Genomic DNA, 16,395 nt, shown 5'->3' on the forward strand with positions numbered 1-16,395 from the left:
ATGAGCGTCCGCCTCTTCCACGCCGATCACGTTCTCCCGGGCGACGGACCGTCCATCGCCGACGGTGCGGTCGTCGTCGCCGCGCGAGGCCACGAGCTTCCGGAAGGAAGCGTGGTCGACGTGGGGCGCGCGACGGAGGTGGTGCCTCGCCATTCCGGCGCCGACGTCGTGCGTGCGAAGGGCGTGGTTTTCCCTGGCCTCGTCAACGCGCACACGCATCTCGAGCTCTCGTCGATGCGCGGCCGGGTGCCCGGTGGTCGAGGCTTCGTAGCCTGGGTCACCGGGCTCATCGGCACACGACGCGAGATGGCGCCCGAGGAAGATGCCGAGGGCGTCGCCCTAGCCATGGACGAGCTCGTGCAGTCGGCAACGGTCGCCGTGGGCGACGTGACCAACACGCTTGCCGCCGTCACCTCGCTCGCGCGCCGCGGCATCGGCGGCGCCGTGTTCCATGAGGTGTTCGGACACGACCGCGCGAGCGTCCTTCGTCGTGTGGAGGGGCTCCGCGTCGAGCGCGAAGAGCGCGTTTCGCAGTGGCCCACCAGTGACCTGACGTACGCGCCGGCGCCTCACACGCTCTACACCACGCATCCCGATGCCGTTCGCGCGCTCCTCGACGGGGCGCGCGCGCGCGGGGTCAAGACGAGCCTGCACATGGCGGAGCACGCGAGCGAGCGTCGCGCCATCGAGCACGACGACGGACCTGTGCCGGAGTGGCTCCTGGGGATGACCAAGCACCGTCCCGCGTTCCCGAAGAAGCCGCTCTTCGACTACGCCGACGAGCTCGGGGCGCTCTCGCCCGACGTGCTTCTCGTGCACCTCACCGATGCGCGCCTCGAGGAGCTCGTGCGCGTGCGGGAGAAGGGCGCACCGGTGGTGCTATGCCCGCGCTCGAATCTCACGATCGAATCGCGCCTTCCGCCGCTCCTCGCCGTGCGTGAAGCGGGGATCGCGCCGGCGCTCGGAACCGATTCGCTGGCGTCTTCGCCGTCGCTCGACGTGCTCGGCGAGGCCAAGGCTCTCGCGGATCGCTTTCCCAGCGTGCCCGCGTGGGAGCTGTTCCAGATGGCCTCGTGGAATGGGGCGCGCGCACTCGGGCGCGCCGATCTGGGGCGCTTCGCAAAAGGGACGCGCCCGGGTGTCTTCGTGGTCGACGCCTCGATTCAGGGCGACCCCGCTGCCTTCATGCTCGCGAATCTTCGGCTGCCACGCCGTCAGCTCGCTTCACGTTTTTCGGAGTCTCAAGGATGATCGCGCGTCTTCGGAAGTGGGCCGAGCTCGTTACGTTCTCGCACACGATCTTCATGATGCCGTTCGCAGCGGCGGCCGTCGTCTTGGCGATGGCCGTCCCGCACGAGAAGCTCACGCCGCTTCGGCTGGGGGCCATCGTGCTCTGCATGGTCTGCGCGCGCACGAGCGCCATGGCGTTCAATCGCTGGGCCGATCGCGACATCGACGCGAAGAACGACCGCACGAAGGGCCGCCCCGTCGCTTCCGGGCGCATCGCTCCGCGTGAAGCGCTGATCCTGACGGTCGTGTCGGGCCTCGCGTTCTGCGGGTTCGCGAGCCTCCTCGGTCGCTGGCCCGCGCTTTTGTCCTTTCCGGTTCTCCTCGTTCTCCTCGGCTACTCGCTGGCCAAGCGCTTCACGTGGGCCGCGCATGCGTGGCTCGGCTTCGCGCTCGCGCTCGCGCCGGGCGGCGCATGGGTCGGCATGGGCGCCACGCCGAACTCCGGCATCCTCGCCTTGATGGTGGCGGTGCTCACTTGGCTTCTCGGCTTCGACGTCCTCTATGCGCTCCAAGACGAGAAGTTCGATCGCGCGCACGGCCTCTTCTCGATTCCGTCGCGCTTCGGCACGCGCGGCGCGATGCGCATCGCCGCGGTCTCGCACGTGGTGACGGTGGCCATGCTCGCCGCAACGGGGTACTTCCTCCAGCGCGGCATCGTGTTCTTCCTCGGTGTGATCGCCGTCGCGGTCGTGCTCGTCATCGAGCATCGTCTCGTGCGCCCGCGTGACGCGAGCCAAGGCGAGGTCGATCTCTCGCAGATCGGCAAAGCCTTCTTCGACTGCAACGCCTACGTGAGCCTCGGCTTCTTCGCGACGACCTTGGTCGACGGCCTCCTCCGCTGAGCGTGAGTCACGAGACATAGCTCGTCGTGATGCATTGCCGCGCGGGCGTTGCGCGATGTCTGCGCTACGCTTCTCAGGGCGATGCATGCCGTCGTGATTGGGGCCGGGATCGGGGGAACGGCGGCGACGCTGCTCCTCGCCGACGCCGGTATTTCCGTTACGCTCGTCGAGAAGAACCGACGCGTCGGGGGCTCGTGCTCGGGCTACGACAAGCAAGGTTTCCACGTCGACATCGGGACGCACATGTTCTGCCGCGGCAACCGCGGTCCGCTCGGTGACGTTCTTCGCCGCGTTGGCTCGGATGGTGCGATTCGGTTCGTTCGCACGAAGGACATCGCCGAGCTTCGCTTCCTCGCCGAGCGGCCTCGAGGCTTTCGAAGCCCACTGCGAGTCTTGAAGAAGGCGGGATTCGGTCTCGAGCAGGATGGTGTTCGGCGTGTGCCCGTGCCGGCCGACGTGATGCGCATGCCTCGCTTCGCACTCGAGCTCGCGATGGCGCTCGACATGTCGCCCACGGAGGCTCTTCGTGCAGCACGCCTCTTCGCGCATATCCTCACGATGAGCGACGACGACGTCGAAGCCCTCGACGGCATGACCATCGAAGACTTCGTCGCGCCGTTCACCGATCACGGCCCGACCATCGGCGTGTTCGGCTTCTTGCTCGGCCTCTACTTCATCCTGCCGTTCTGGGAGGTCTCCGCAGGCGAGGCGCTCTATTGCTTCCGCAAGATGGCGGCCGACAACGCGCTCAGCTATCCGCGCGGCGGCTCGATTGCGATCCCGGAGACGTACGTTCGTCTCGCGCGGTCGCGTGGTGCCGACGTTCGACTGGGAGTCGGCGTTCGTCGGGTGGTCGTTCACGAGGGGCACGTTTCCGGTGTCGAGCTCAGCGATGGCACGGTGATTCCCGCGAACATCGTGGTCTCCACGTCGAGCCTTCGCACCACGGTGAACACGCTCGTCGGCAAAGAGCACTTCCCTCACGCCTACGTCGATCGCGTGTCGAAGATTCGAAGCTCGTACATCGCAGTGCAGGCGAAGATCGGGCTGCGCAAAAAGCTCGTCGACGCCGGCTGCATCGTCGGTGGAGTCGGGGAGGGGATCGACCTCGCCACCGCCTCCGCCAGCGACATGAAGTCGATGTTCGCCCACGTGCTTCGCGGTGAAGTCCCGCCGATCGTCCCGTTCTATTGCCCCATTCCGACGAACTTCGATGCGTCGCTCGCTCCGCCCGGCCATCAGCTGCTCACGCTCTGTGCGGTGGCTCCGACCAGCGACGTGCCGCTCGTGTCGACGCCCGCCTCATGGGAAGAGGCGATGCTGCGCGCGATCCGCCGGGTCGTGCCCGGGCTCGACGATCATGCTCTCTTCATCGACACCTTCGGCGTCGAGTTCATCGAGAACTGGATCGGCAAGGAGTTCGGCCCTGCCGTCTCGACGGGGCAGACGCCCGATCAAGTCGGGAGGAATCGCCCGCCCGTGCACACGCCGGTGCGGGGGCTCTATCTCGCGGGGTGCAATGCCGGTGCGCGGGCGTGGGAACGGAGCTGGCGGCGGCCAGTGCGATGGAGTGCACCGATCGCATCCTGGCCGACCTCGGTCAGCAGGCCCGACCTCGCCCCGGGGCGCGCTCGAGGGCCGAAGAAGCGGCCCGTCTCGTCGTTCGTGCTGCGGCGCGCCCGGTTGCCTGGGCTACGCGCGCGTAAGGTTCAACGTGCCGGAGCGCACTGCTTCGTGGTGCCGAACCTCTGCGAGGTGACGGCGATGCACTTGTTGCCGGTCGGACAACCGCTGTCGTCGGTGCACGCTGCGCCGCAGGTTTTGCCCGACGGCATGGCGATGCAGAGCGAATCGTCACCCCGGCAGTCCGAGTTGTACGTGCACGCGTGTCCGATCCACGACGGGTCCGCGAGCATCGACATGCGCGGATTGTCCTCGAGGCCGTGCACCCCGTAGATCGACGTCCAGGGGCCGAGCTGGGTCTTGTTCAGGCCGGAGATGACGTCGTCCCACGAGCGGGGAATCCACTTCTCGCCGGTCTTGTCGATGACGCTGTGGAGGAACGACCGAACGGCCTCGCCGCGGTAGAGCGCGCTCGCGAAGCTGACCGACGTGATGACATCGGCGTTCTTCTCGTCCTTCTTGGGGTGTTCGTAGATCTGATCGGCGTAGCCCGTGTACGTCTCGCAGCCGTCGAAGAAGAAGAGCTGGTACTTGCTCGGCAGATCGAGGTTGCGGAACTCGGTCGCCGGAATCGAGACGCGGGGGTTGTAGTGGGCGACGACGCCGCTGTAATCGAGCTGCGTGCCCGCGTGCCCGCGGTAGATGACCACGTCGGCCGTCTTCACGTGGGTCTTGAACGCATCGAGCAGCGTATCGAGCTTGTCGGCCGGCGCCATGTCGGCCCAAACGAGCGATGCGCGCACTTCGACCGCCTTGCCGGCGACGGTCATCGACCCCTTCAACGGAGGCGAGTCGATCTTCAGATCTTCGAAGCGACCCACGGGGGACCGGAGGCCGAGGCTGGTCGTGAGCTCCGTGTAGATGGCCTTGGCCTCGTCGAGATCGTGCCTCGGCGTGAGGTGATCGCCGCCGACGTGGACGTAGACGTCGAGTCCGTCCTCGAACATGTCCGCGTAGAGCGGATACGAGTTCGCTGTCTGCGTGGCGGGCGACCAGCTCAGGGTGAGGGGCTCCTTGTGGATGCCGAACTCGAGTGCGAGCGAGCGCTTCACTCCGTCGCGTGCGAGAGGCAACGTCTCGAGGAGCGCGTTCGGGCCGGCCACCTGCGCGTGGTAGGTGAAGACGTAGCCGCCGTCGGCTTCGCGAAGCTCGCCGCCACTGGGCGTCGACATGCGAATCATGGCGATGACGTTCTTCTCCTTGCTGCGCTTCTCTTCCGGCCAGATCTCGAAGAGCTTCTTGTCGAGGGCTTCCGTGATGTCGGTGATCTTGTCCTTCGCGATGCTGCTCGCGCGCGTCGTGCGCGCGTCACCGGTCAGGTTCACGTCGAGGCCGACCATCGGAACCGAGACTTCGCCGACCACGTCGAACTCGCGACCGACGTCGCTGCGATAGTTGAGCTCCGCCTCGTCACCGGCGACGTCCTCGGAGGGAGCCGACGAGCAAGCGGCCGCGAGGCTCAGAACAACAGGCGCAAGGAACGCGAAACGACGCATGGCAACGGCGTGTGCACGTTGGGTACCACAATGTGTGCCTAGTGATTCCAGCGGGTTGTCGTCCGCTGCACAGGGGGGGCCGGTTCATCCAGGATCCAGGTTTCTGATCCTCCGGTTCGTGTAGATCCTCGATCGGTGTTCGGCCCTCGGCCTCGACGAATCGCGTTCGGCGCACTGCTGCCTCTCGGCCTTCTCGTCGTGCTCCCATCCTGCCGACGTCATGAACCGGCGACGGACGCTGCGAAGGACGCGGCCATCCCGGTGGCGCCTGCATCGGCGCCCTCGTCACCAATCGCGGATGCGGCATCACCCGATGCGGTCGTCGATGCATCGGCGGACGCGGAGACCAAGGCGGCGGCGCGGCCCGCGGAGGACGGCGGAGCGTCGGCGTGTCGGCTTCTCTACGGCCCGGCCGAGCAATCGTTCCGTGGTCCTGCGGCCCTCGTTGCGGCGTCTCACGAGCTGAAGCTCGTCACCAACGACGGCGGTCGTCCGCGCATTTCGTCCGTCCCGATCACCCGTCCGCAAGCTGCCAATGCGCCGGGGGTGGTTCCTCCGAAGCCGTCGTCGTTCGTCGGTGTTCGCTGGCCGCCATGCGTGGTCGCCGATCGGTTCGTGTACTGTTCGGCGCCGGGGGGCATCGTCAATCGGACGACGCTCGGTGCGACCGACACGAAGCCCGTCGCGAAAGCTCGGCCGGGCGCACGTATCGCGGCAGCATCGCTCGGTGACGGGCACGCCGTCGTTGCCACGCTCGACACGCGGCAGACGTCGGAAGGGCAGATGCTCCACGCCTTCGTCACACTCGACGACGGCGAAACGCAGCGTCTCTCGGACGAAGGGGCGGGGGCCACCACGTTGCAGCTCGTCCCTCGTGGCGACGGCGTCGTGGCCGTCTATCTCGATACCCGCACCGCCATGGTCCCCGTTCACGCGCGGCTCTTGTCGATGCGCAACAAGGAGCTCGCGCTCGGAAGCGACACCGTCATCTTCGTCGGTGGTCCACCCGAGCGCGGTGTCGACTTTGCTCTCGGCTCGTCGCCGGGCACGGGCTTGTTCGCGTTCTTGCCGCTTCCGTACGAGACGAGCGACTTCGGCATGGCCGCGGTTCCCGTGCAGGATCCGCCCAAGGACGACGTGCCTGCGGTTTGGTCGCTCTATCCGAACGGCCTCGATCCCGCGCCGATCGGCACCACGATGCGCAGCGCTGGCGACGTCATCTGGGTCGCCCGCGTGCGCCCCGAAACCCGCGAACCGGGCTCGCCGCGTGTCCTCGAGCTCGGACGTGTCGACAAACGCGGCACCTTTTCGTCGATGGGTGTCATCGCCGATGGTCGCCGGGTGACCGACATTGCCATGGCCGTCGACTCGTTTGGTGCCGTCTGGATTCTCTACGGAGACACCACCGTCACGTGGCTCGAGCGACGACTCTGCCCAGGATGACCTTCCAGTCTTCGCGCCACCTCGTCCTCGTGTAGGATCGAGCGCGGGGCGGGAACGTGCTCCCATGTCGACGCCTCCCGAAACGAGCTGGACGAGCTGGAAGAGCTTCTCGTTGAGCGATCACGATCCGCTGGCCGGTCTGCCCGCTGATCTCCTGAGCGCCATGGACGCGCCGGAGGAGCCCGGGACGATCTTCCATATCGGGGAGGTCCTCGCGGACACCTACGAGATTCGCGGCGTCCTCGGCCACGGAGGCATGGGCCAGGTCTTCGACGCGTACGATCGCCACCTCGCGCGTCGTGTGGCGATCAAAGCGAACTTCCCCGACATGGCGTATTCGGTTCGTGCCGAGGCCCAAGCACTCGCTGCGCTCCGCCATCCTGGCGTCGTGGGTGTGTATGCGTTCGGCAAGCACGCACGCCGTCTGTCGGTTGCGCCGCTCGGCGGCCCGCCGCAGGTTCAGTCCGTCGAGTACATGGTGATGGAGCACGTCTCCGGCGTGACGCTCGCGCAGCATCTCGAGCGTCTCGAGTCGACTGGCCTGCCGATCTCCGAGCGGCTCGACGTTCTCGTCGCCATCGCCGATGGCCTGGCAGCGATCCATCGCGCCGGCATCTCCCACGGTGACGTGAAGCCGGAGAACGTTCTGCTCTCGGCCAACGGTCGCGTGGTCCTCACCGACCTCGGGCTCGTGCGCGCGGAATACGAGCCGGACGGCGGGCTCGTTGCCGGAACGCCCTCCTTCATGGCACCGGAGATCGTCTCCCAGAAGGTCGCGCACGCCGGCTGGAACCTCGTCGACGCCTACGCCTTCGGCATTCTCGCCTTCCGCGTCTTGTCCGGACGGTTCCCGTACGAGGCCGACAACGATCTCGACCTGGTTCTCATGCACGCGCAGGCCGACGTGCCGGTCCTCGCCAGCGTGGCGGATGTCCCGCGAAAGTTGAGCGAGCTCGTCGGCCAGTTGATGGCCAAGGATCCGACCGATCGCCCCTCGTCGATGGATGCCGTCGTGTGGCAGCTGCGCGCGGCGAAAGACGCGATTCGTCGAAGCGAGCTCGGCGCGAGAGGGGCCGGGCGCTCGTCTCGTGAAGGCGATTCCTCGCTCACCGTCCTCATCGTCGACGACGACAAGGACATCGGACGCCTCGTCGGTATGTACGTGAAGCAGGCGGCGCCGGGAGCCGACGTGGTGGTGACCACGGATGCCCAGCAGGCGCTCGAAGCGTTCCGCAAGAAGCCTCCGCGCCTCGTCTTCCTCGACCTGATGATGCCGAAGATGAGCGGCTTCGAGCTCTTCACGTACCTCCGCGGTGTGCACTTGGTGGACGCCTCCACGGTGGTCGCCATGAGCGCCGGTGGCTCCGCGATGGACGTGCAGTTGATGTTGGAGCTCGGCGCCCACGACTTCATCCCGAAGGGGCCCGAGCTTCGCGAGCGCGTGACGCGCGTGGTCGGAATGCTCACGAAGGCCTAGAAATAAGGGCGATCGCTCGAGGCGATGGCGTGCCGGCGAGCGTTCGAGAGCGTTTCGAGAGCGCTCGAGAGCGTTCGAGAGGTAGGGCGCTCTCGTTCATGTGCGCATCCCAAGCGCCTCACTTCGAAGCGGTCGATCGGTCGACCACTCTCATCGTGCCACCGTCATGCTATTTTTGCATCGATGGTGGACGCGATCGCCTTCGCGAAGGTCGGATCACCAAACGAAGATCCGTTCGACCTCGAGGGCGATCTTCTCGACCAACACATTCGTGTCGAGAAGCTGATCGGCGAAGGCGACCTCACGGTCGTGTATCGCGGGTTCCACAAGGCGCTCAATGCGCCGGTCGCCATCAAGTGCCTGAACTTGCCGGAGACGCTCGCGCCGGAGCTCGTCGAGCCCATCGCCGAGAGCTTCCGCGAGGGCGTGCGCGTGCACTATCGCCTCGCGCAGGGCCACCTGCACGTGGTGCAACCGCTTGCGTTCGGCACCACGCTCGCTCCACGCACGGGCGCGACCATTCCGTACTTCGTTCGCGAGTGGCTCGAGGGGCGATCGCTCGCGGCCGACTTCGCCACGCGCGCTCGTACCAAGACGCGCCCGCGGAGCGCCGCGCAGGCAGTCGAGTTGCTCGAGACGGCCGCCGATGCTCTCGCGCACGCGCACGCCGAAGGCGTGGCTCATCACTCGCTCGGTCCGACGAACCTCTTTCTCTCGAAGGTTCACGAGAAAGAGGTGCTGAAGGTTCTCGACTTCGGCATGGCGCGAAACCCCGAGGTGTCGCACGCCGCTGCCGGACTCCGCCTCCTGTTCTCGTCGTACGCGGCGCCGGAGCAGCTCAATCGAAAGCTCGGCATGCCCTGCGCGGCAACCGACGTGTTCGCGTTCGCGCTCGTGCTTTTCGAGGCGATGGCGGGACGTCCGTATTTCGCGCCGGGTACGCACCCGTCCGAGATGCTCCACGTCATCGAGGGCCGGGAGCCGCCTTCACGTCGCGCACAAGGAATCTCCATTCCTCGGGATCTCGAGTCGGTCCTCGCACGCGCACTGGCGCCGGCTCCGAGCGAGCGTCACGCAAATCTGCGTGCCTTCTGGGACGACGTCAAACGCGTCGTTCAACGCGCGGCTCCGCTCCAGGCGGCGCCGAAGCCTCTCTCGACGACGTCGACCTTCGTCAGTCGGCCGCCACCTTCGATACCGAAGTTGCTGGCGCCGGTGCAAACGACGGTCTCCGTTCTGCCCGTGAAGATGCCCGCTTCCACCGTCGCGTCCGCGCCTTCCGCCTCGCGAGCGCCCTCGGTGGTGCCGCCCGCGCCGGTGGTCACGGCAGCTCCTGCGACGCGAGAGCCGTCGGTGGTGCCGCCTGCGCCTACGCCTGCAGTTCCCGCCACGCCCGCGCCTACGCCTGCAGTTCCCGCCGCGCGAGCGCCATCGGTTCCGCCCGCGCCGCCGGTTGGGTGTGAGACGCCGCTCGTGCCACCGCCTTCGGTTACGACCGAGCCTGCCGTGCGTTCGATGGCTGCTCTCGCGCCGGCGCCGATCGTCTTGGTTCCTCCGCTCCGTCCCTTGCCGGACCTCGCGCCACCTCCGCCGCCTGCGAGTTCATGCACCGGCGAAGTGGCTCCCCCCGTCGTGACCTCGGCCGTCTTCCCGGTCGCTCCCGACGTGACGACGCAGCCCGAGGAGGGACTGCGCGGACCGGACACTGTGCCTGCGCCGCCAATGTTCGCCGACGAAGCGGCCGTTGCCTCGCGCGAGTCGCGCGCGACGCTCGACGACCCCCTGGCCAACCACGCTTCGCGATGGACCATGGCGGAAGCGCCGGCACCGCCGGTGGCGAGCAAGACGACGCCGCGTCTTCGATATGCCGCCTTGGCGGCTTCGTTGCTCGTCGGGCTCGTGGGCGTTGGGCTCATCGCCATCGTCGCGACCACGCACGGTCGAACGAGCGCTCGCGGAAACGTGGCGAACGCGCCGGATGCGCGAAGGATGCGCGGCGTCGAGCGCGACCCGAACGCGCTCGTTCTCTCCGACGCACATGCCATCGCTCCGGCGCCGGCACGCGCCTTCGATCAAGCAGCCGTCGTCCAGGCTTTCGACGAGACCGCGGCCAATCTCGGCTCGTGCCTTCGCAAGGGCAGCCCGCGCGGTCCCGGGAGCATTCGTGTGCTTGTCCAACCGAATGGGAAGATCTCGCGTCTCCACATCGGCCCGCCCTACGCGCGCACGGGAACAGGCTCCTGTATCTCCGAACGATTCTCCGCCACGCCGCTGGCGCCATTCGTGGGGTCGCCGCGTGCCGTGAACTACGTCTTCACCACGATCGGATTCGAGTGACCTTCTTCATGCGCTTCTCACCTTTCGGGAGAAAGACGCCTACGGAAGGCAAGTCGCAAGAGGGCCCGGAGGCGTTTTTCTGAGCGGATCACGTCCGCCGTCCGTGGAAACGTGCCGCTGCGTGCGATCTCTCGAAGGAAGTGGTCGACAACGAGATAGCTTGTGCGCATGAATCAGCTCGCTATCGCTCCGAGCCAGCCGCTCGCCAACGATCCCTTCTCGCATTCGAGCTATCTCGTTCAGCGGCCGTTCTGGACGCTCCTCGGCCGCACCTTCAAGGTGTTCGCGCCCGATGGCTCGCTCTGTCTCTTCGTTCGTCACAAGCTGATGACGTTCAAGGACGAGTGGAACGTCTTCGCCGACGAGAGCGAGCGCGTTCCGCTTCTGCGCATCAAGGCGCGTCAGGCGATCGGCCTCAACATCATCACGGACGTCTTCGACGCGCAGACGGGGGCGCTCCTCGGCACGGTGAGGCACCGTGGTCTCAAGTCGCTCGTCGGCGACGCGTGGGACGTACTCGGCAATGGCGAAGCGGTCGTCGGCGAGCTCCTCGAAGACTCCAACGGTCTCCTGCGCCGCATGCTCCCGACCTTCTTCGGCATGCCGCTCATCCCCGGCCGCTGGCACCTGAGCCTCGGAGGAGGGCAGGCCGCGTCGATCGAAGAGCGCCGCAAGTTCTTCGTCAAAGAGTTCGAGCTGAAGCTCGATGGCTCGAAGGTCAACCCGCGCTTCGCCATCGCGACCGCGCTGCTTGCGCTCATGCGCGAACTGATGCGCGAACGCGGCTGATACGCGCGGCCCAACGGGGAACGGGGAACGCCCTCTCACGTCGTGGGGCGTTCCCGGTTGCGAACCGCGGTCAGCGAATGCCGTACTTTTTCAGCTTGTCGTAGAGCGTACGCAATCCGATGCCGAGCTTCGTGGCGGCGGCTTTGCGGTTCCCGGAGACTTCGCGGAGCGTTTGCTCGATCGTCTGCTTCTCGAGATCGGCGAGCGAGCCTGTCGCGGTGTTCGTCGTGTTCAATGTGGCCTTCGATGCGCTTTCGACCGGCTCGGACGTCTCCGAAGGTTCGAGCCAGAGATGCTCGGGGCGAAGCACGTCGCCGTCGGAGAGGATCATTGCGCGTTCGAGCGCGTTGCGAAGCTCGCGCACGTTGCCCGGCCAGTTCTCTTCGCGCAGGCGTGTGGCGAGCTGGGGGTCCAGAACGGGTTTCTTGCGTCCGGCGGCGCGCGCGAGCTCGCCGATTAGCGCCTCGGCGAGCGGGACGATGTCTTCGCGTCGTTCGCGGAGAGGCGGCAGCCGGATCGGGAACACAGCGAGGCGGTGATAGAGGTCTTCGCGGAAGGTGCCCTCACGGACCATCTGGCGCAGATCGCGGTGCGTGGCAGCAACCCAGCGAACGTCGACCTCGATGAGCTGCGAACCTCCGAGGCGCTCGAAGTTGCGTTCCTCGAGAACGCGCAGCAGCTTGGCTTGCAGCGACGGTTTGAGCTCTCCGACCTCGTCGAGGAAGAAGGTGCCGCCGTCGGCGAGCTCGATGCGGCCGCGCCTCTGGGCATGCGCGCCCGTGAAGGCGCCCTTTTCGTGACCAAAGAGCTCGCTCTCGAGAAGGCTCTCGGTGAGCACCGCGCAGTTGATGGCGACGAACGGTTTGTCGGCGCGTGGACTCGTCTCGTGCAGCGTGCGCGCGGCCACTTCTTTTCCCGTGCCGCTCTCGCCTTGGAGAAGGACCGTCGCGCCACTCTTGGCGACCTTCTGCAACGCCGCGACGACGGGAACCATGCTCGGCGCGCCGAACGTCAGCGTGGATTCGGGCGCCGGCGGGCTCGGAGCGACGTCGAGCTGCGCGCGTCTTGCGAGGGCCGATCGCACGAGCTCGCGAACCGCCGAAGGGCTCGCTACGGGCTTTTGCAAGTAGTCGAAGACGCCGAGCTTCATCGCTTCGACGGCGGTACCCACGTCGCCGAAGGCGGTGAGCACGATGAGCTCGACGTTCGGCTGCTCGGTTCGGAGCGTGCGAACGAGGCTCATGCCGTCAAGCTTCGGCATCTTGAGGTCGGTGAGGATGACGTCGAACGGCTCCTCGCGCGCTGCGGCCAGGGCCGCTGCGCCGTCTTCGGCCTGCTCGATCTCGTGCCCGTCGCGCTCGAGCGACTCGGCGAGGAACGTACGGAGCCCTTCCTCGTCGTCGGCGACGAGAATGCGTCCGCGGATCTTTTCTTTCGGCTGCGTCATGTGCGTACGGTGAGCGTGAAGACGGCTCCGCCCGAAGGGTGGTTTTCGGCCGTGAGCGTACCATCATGTTGCTCGGCCACCCGGCGCGCCACGGCCAAGCCGAGACCCGTGCCTCGTGTTCGCGTGGTCACGAAGGGCTCGAAGATCTGCGTCTCGGTGCCGGGCTCGATGCCGGGGCCGTGGTCGCGCACGACGAAACGCACGCCCGAGCCCGAAGGCGTGACGCGAAGCTCGACCGTTCTGTCCGCGGCGGCTTGAAGTGCGTTGTCGACCAGGTTGTGGAGGGCGCGTGCGAGTCGGTTCGGATCGACGGAGACGGAGCCCACCGCGGGATTGATGGCCACGTCCACGCGATCCGCGGCGAGGTCGGTCAGCGCGAGGTCGACCAGCTCTCGTGCCTTCATGGTTCGACGCTCGAGCGGGCCGTCCCGCACGAAGTCCAAGAGAGACGTGGTGAGGAGCTCGAGGCGCTCGGCTTCACGCACCACGCGTTCGGCCTTCTTTCGCGACTTCTCGTTCGGTGCATCTTCGAGGTCTTCGACGAGGAGCTGCGCGTGTCCCTTGAGCGAAGCGAGCGGATTGCGAAGCTCGTGGGCCATCACCGACGACATGCCGCCGAGCGCCACGAGTCGTTGCTCGCGTGCCGCGCGAGCTTCCAGCTCGGCGAGACGACGCGCGCTTCGCGACCAGCCGATCGCGAACGTGAGGAGAACTGCGCTCGCCACGGCGGCGACCACCGCGATCTGCGCCAGATCTCTCCGCAGCGTTTCGATCATGGGAGGCTCGAGCTCGGCGACGAGAAGCGAAGCCCCCGGCGGCCTGGGCCCTACGTGCGGCGCGAAGCCTGGCATGCGCCTCGGCGGAAAGAGAAGGCCGCCCACGCGCGCGCGACGCCCTTCGATCGTCGTAACGCCGAGCTTCGCGGGCGCGTTCGTGAGCTTGGCCTCGCCGGCTTCGGCAAAGGGATGGCCTTCACGATCGACGATGGCCACGTAACGAAGGCCCTCGGCTCGATGGGCATTGAGCGCTCGTTCGAGCGCATTCGACGAGACCGGCTCTGCGTCGTCGGCGAGATCCGAGACGAGGTTCGCGAGGAGAAGATCGCCTTCACCACGAATCACGACGTCCGACGCATCCGACAGAGCGCGCTCGGACACCGCCACTGTGGCACCGAGGGAGAGAACGGCGAGGGCGGCCATGGCGATGCTTCCACCGCGTGCCCATGCCGACCACGAGCGACGACGAGAGGTGTCCATGGGGGGCGGGATTGCGCCTTCCAAAGTCGTGCCACCCTACGCGGGCGCGCAGGACTCGACAACGGCAGGACCCCGCACTCGCTGGAGTGCAGAATTCGCACTCCAGCGTCTGCGGTTTCCGCAGTCCGCATCTCGCAGCGTGGAGGTAGGAGATCTGCGCTATGGCGAATAGCCATGAAAAATGGGCCGAACGATGTGCGGAGAGGGTTGGCAGGGCGCTTGCTCTAGTGCCAGTCATGCTCCGAACGACGGAGCGACTTCAGGAGAAGCCCGCCATGATGACCATCCGTTCGCTGACCCTTCCGCTCTTTGCTCTCGTCGCCGTGCTCGCCGGTTGCAGCGCGGAAGCAGGTACGTCGGCGGGTCCTGAAACGGCCTCCAGCACCGAGTCGACCCTCGTTGCCGATCAGGGCGCTGCCCCCAGCGCGATGAAGCCGAACTTCCGCGGTCACCGCGGTCACTTCGGTCCCGAGCGTCCCGACTTCCTCGTTCACGCAGCCCTCCGCGCGCCCATCAACCTGACGGCCGAGCAGCGCGCCACGATCGAAGGTCTCGTGAAGAAGCTCGAGGCGCCGAAGCCCGAAGCCGATGGGGCTGGCCCGGCGAAGCTCGCGGCGGCGATTCGTAGCAACTCGTTCGATTCGCTTCCGCGTCCCACGTTCGACAAGGCGAAGTTCGAGGCGCACGCGGCGGAGTCGGCCAAGGCGCTCACCACGCTCCACGACACGCTGACTGCGGAGCAGCGCACCGCGCTCGTCGACAGCCTCGCGCAACACGGCGAGCACGGCCCGCGCGGTGATTTCCAGGGCAAGACCGCAAGCACCGGAGAAGGCCGCGAAGGTCGTCAGCATGGCCCGCGTGGCGAGGGAATGGTGGGGCACTTCGAGGGAGGCCCGATGATGCACATGCTGGGAGACCTCAACCTCACGCAGGAGCAGAAGGATGCGATCGAGGCGAAGTTCGAAGCCGAACACCCGGCGAAGCCGAGCGACGCGGATCGCGAACAGATGAAGGCGCGCTTCGAGGCGATCCGCACCGAGATGAAGGCGAAGCTCGAGACGTTCAAGAGCGATAAATTCGATGCCACCGCGTTCGTCACGCCGAACGCCAAGTTCGCGCCGCCGTCGGCCGACAAGGCGCCCCACACGAACCCGATGGCAATCATCAGCTCGGTGCTCACCGCCGAGCAGCGTGAACAGCTCGCGACGAAGATCGAGCAGGGCCCGAAGTTCAGGGCCAACGCCGACGTGAAGGTCCAGGCGAAGGAGGTGAAGTGACGCTCGACCTTCGCTGACTGCCCAGCACCGAGCTCCGTGTGTCTGCAAACCCTCCGCGCTCGGTGCTGCTTTGCTTGCTTGAACTTTGGCTTGCTCGAGGGACGTCCAGAACGGGCGCTCCCTCGAGGTGTTTAAAAGGAGGAGGGGGAGTCGGCTCGAGCGGATTTTTCCGAGCGCTTCGGGTCGAGCTTGGGCCCGCGCGCCGACGGGAACGACGAAAAGTCCGAAATCAGTGCTAAACGGGTCGTCCGACGATGGAGACCTCCTCCCACAGCGCTCTCGACGAGACACGCGCGTACTACGACGAGTTCAGCAAGAGCTACGAACGCCACCGACGCCCGAATGACGCCGACGGCTATCACGCGCTCCTCGACGACCTAGAGGTCGAGCTCTGCGAGCGTTATGCGCGCGGCAAGGACATCCTCGAGTGTGGCTGTGGAACGGGGCTCATCCTCGAGCGCCTCTCGCGTTTCGCGAACCGCGCCGCGGGCATCGACCTGTCGCCGGGCATGCTGGAGCTGGCGCGCGAACGTGGGCTCGAGGTCCAGGAAGGGAGCGTCACGGCGCTTCCGTTCGAGGACGCGTCGTTCGACGTCACCTGTTCCTTCAAGGTGCTGGCGCACGTTCCGGACATCGGTCGCGCCCTCAAAGAAATGGCGCGCGTCACCCGACCGGGTGGCGTGATCCTGGCCGAGTTCTACAACCCGCTCAGCTTCCGCGGCCTCGCCAAGCGCCTCGGGCCCGCTGGAAAAATCAGCGAGCGTACACGTGAGAGTGCTGTCTACACGCGTTTCGACGCGCCCTGGACGTTGCCGAAGATTCTCCCGCCGGGCTGCCTTGTCGAGACCGCGCGCGGCGTTCGAATCGTGACCCCCGCGGCGGCGGTCATGCGGGTCCCCGGGCTCCGGGGAATGCTTCGCCGTGCGGAGCGGTTCCTCTGTGACTCACCCGCGGCCGTTCTCGGCGGATTCTACATCGCTGTCATCCGCAAAAGCTCGGGCTGACGCGCCCCGTATCAATCGTGAAGCGCGCGATTCCTGAAACCCCAGGGAGCGTCT

Annotated in this window: 11 protein-coding genes; 9 read left to right on the top strand and 2 right to left on the bottom strand. The window is 66.7% G+C overall.

The window, feature by feature from the left end; genetic code table 11:
* The 7 genes from AKJ09_RS29895 to AKJ09_RS29925 all read left to right on the top strand — a co-directional run bounded on the left by AKJ09_RS29895 (position 1) and on the right by AKJ09_RS29925 (position 11,357).
* Positions 1-1,251: an amidohydrolase family protein gene (locus AKJ09_RS29895; protein ID WP_146651273.1), complete on the top strand. Its 1,251-nt coding sequence runs from the start codon at positions 1-3 to the stop codon at positions 1,249-1,251.
* Positions 1,248-2,132, top strand: a complete 885-nt coding sequence (locus AKJ09_RS29900; protein WP_146651274.1) for a 4-hydroxybenzoate octaprenyltransferase — start codon at positions 1,248-1,250, stop codon at positions 2,130-2,132. The genes AKJ09_RS29895 and AKJ09_RS29900 overlap by 4 nt, the downstream gene beginning before the upstream one ends.
* Positions 2,133-2,225: 93 nt before the next feature.
* Positions 2,226-4,088, top strand: a complete 1,863-nt coding sequence (locus tag AKJ09_RS29905) for a phytoene desaturase family protein (RefSeq protein ID WP_169927986.1) — start codon at positions 2,226-2,228, stop codon at positions 4,086-4,088.
* Positions 4,089-5,446: 1,358 nt separating this feature from the next.
* Positions 5,447-6,754: a hypothetical protein gene (locus tag AKJ09_RS29910; protein ID WP_146651276.1), complete on the top strand. Its 1,308-nt coding sequence runs from the start codon at positions 5,447-5,449 to the stop codon at positions 6,752-6,754.
* Positions 6,755-6,818: 64 nt separating this feature from the next.
* Positions 6,819-8,231, top strand: coding sequence for a protein kinase domain-containing protein (locus AKJ09_RS29915; RefSeq protein ID WP_146651277.1), 1,413 nt, complete (start codon positions 6,819-6,821; stop codon positions 8,229-8,231).
* A 183-nt stretch (positions 8,232-8,414) separates the two neighbouring features.
* A complete protein-coding gene (locus AKJ09_RS29920) occupies positions 8,415-10,568 on the top strand; it encodes a serine/threonine protein kinase (RefSeq protein WP_169927987.1) in 2,154 nt (717 codons plus the stop codon).
* A 168-nt stretch (positions 10,569-10,736) separates the two neighbouring features.
* Positions 10,737-11,357, top strand: coding sequence for a hypothetical protein (locus AKJ09_RS29925; protein WP_146651279.1), 621 nt, complete (start codon positions 10,737-10,739; stop codon positions 11,355-11,357).
* 70 nt (positions 11,358-11,427) lie between these two features.
* Here the strand turns inward: AKJ09_RS29925 and AKJ09_RS29930 are convergent, their stop codons facing one another.
* Positions 11,428-12,804, bottom strand: a complete 1,377-nt coding sequence (locus AKJ09_RS29930) for a sigma-54-dependent transcriptional regulator (RefSeq protein ID WP_146651280.1) — start codon at positions 12,802-12,804, stop codon at positions 11,428-11,430.
* Positions 12,801-14,060: a sensor histidine kinase gene (locus AKJ09_RS29935; protein WP_146651281.1), complete on the bottom strand. Its 1,260-nt coding sequence runs from the start codon at positions 14,058-14,060 to the stop codon at positions 12,801-12,803. Before AKJ09_RS29935 ends, AKJ09_RS29930 begins: the two co-directional genes overlap by 4 nt.
* A gap of 236 nt (positions 14,061-14,296) precedes the next feature.
* Here AKJ09_RS29935 and AKJ09_RS29940 point away from each other — a divergent pair, with 236 nt between their 5' ends.
* The gene (locus AKJ09_RS29940) at positions 14,297-15,337 is read left to right on the top strand and encodes a hypothetical protein (RefSeq protein WP_146651282.1); all 1,041 of its coding nucleotides are present in this window, start codon (positions 14,297-14,299) and stop codon (positions 15,335-15,337) included.
* Positions 15,338-15,591: 254 nt separating this feature from the next.
* Complete coding sequence (locus AKJ09_RS29945; protein ID WP_146651283.1) at positions 15,592-16,341, top strand: class I SAM-dependent methyltransferase; 750 nt, start codon at positions 15,592-15,594, stop codon at positions 16,339-16,341.
* Positions 16,342-16,395: the final 54 nt, after the last annotated feature.

The sequence above is a fragment of the Labilithrix luteola genome, from assembly GCF_001263205.1.
Classification (GTDB): domain Bacteria; phylum Myxococcota_A; class Polyangia; order Polyangiales; family Polyangiaceae; genus Labilithrix; species Labilithrix luteola.

What these genes read in the sequence shown, in the direction of transcription:
- AKJ09_RS29915 (WP_146651277.1), top strand. Translation starts at nt 6,819, where the DNA reads ATGTCGACGCCTCCCGAAACGAGCTGGACGAGCTGGAAGAGCTTCTCG.
- AKJ09_RS29900 (WP_146651274.1), top strand. Translation starts at nt 1,248, where the DNA reads ATGATCGCGCGTCTTCGGAAGTGGGCCGAGCTCGTTACGTTCTCGCAC.
- AKJ09_RS29925 (WP_146651279.1), top strand. Translation starts at nt 10,737, where the DNA reads ATGAATCAGCTCGCTATCGCTCCGAGCCAGCCGCTCGCCAACGATCCC.
- AKJ09_RS29920 (WP_169927987.1), top strand. Translation starts at nt 8,415, where the DNA reads ATGGTGGACGCGATCGCCTTCGCGAAGGTCGGATCACCAAACGAAGAT.
- AKJ09_RS29940 (WP_146651282.1), top strand. Translation starts at nt 14,297, where the DNA reads ATGCTCCGAACGACGGAGCGACTTCAGGAGAAGCCCGCCATGATGACC.
- AKJ09_RS29945 (WP_146651283.1), top strand. Translation starts at nt 15,592, where the DNA reads ATGGAGACCTCCTCCCACAGCGCTCTCGACGAGACACGCGCGTACTAC.
- AKJ09_RS29935 (WP_146651281.1), bottom strand. Translation starts at nt 14,060, where the DNA reads ATGGACACCTCTCGTCGTCGCTCGTGGTCGGCATGGGCACGCGGTGGA.
- AKJ09_RS29930 (WP_146651280.1), bottom strand. Translation starts at nt 12,804, where the DNA reads ATGACGCAGCCGAAAGAAAAGATCCGCGGACGCATTCTCGTCGCCGAC.
- AKJ09_RS29895 (WP_146651273.1), top strand. Translation starts at nt 1, where the DNA reads ATGAGCGTCCGCCTCTTCCACGCCGATCACGTTCTCCCGGGCGACGGA.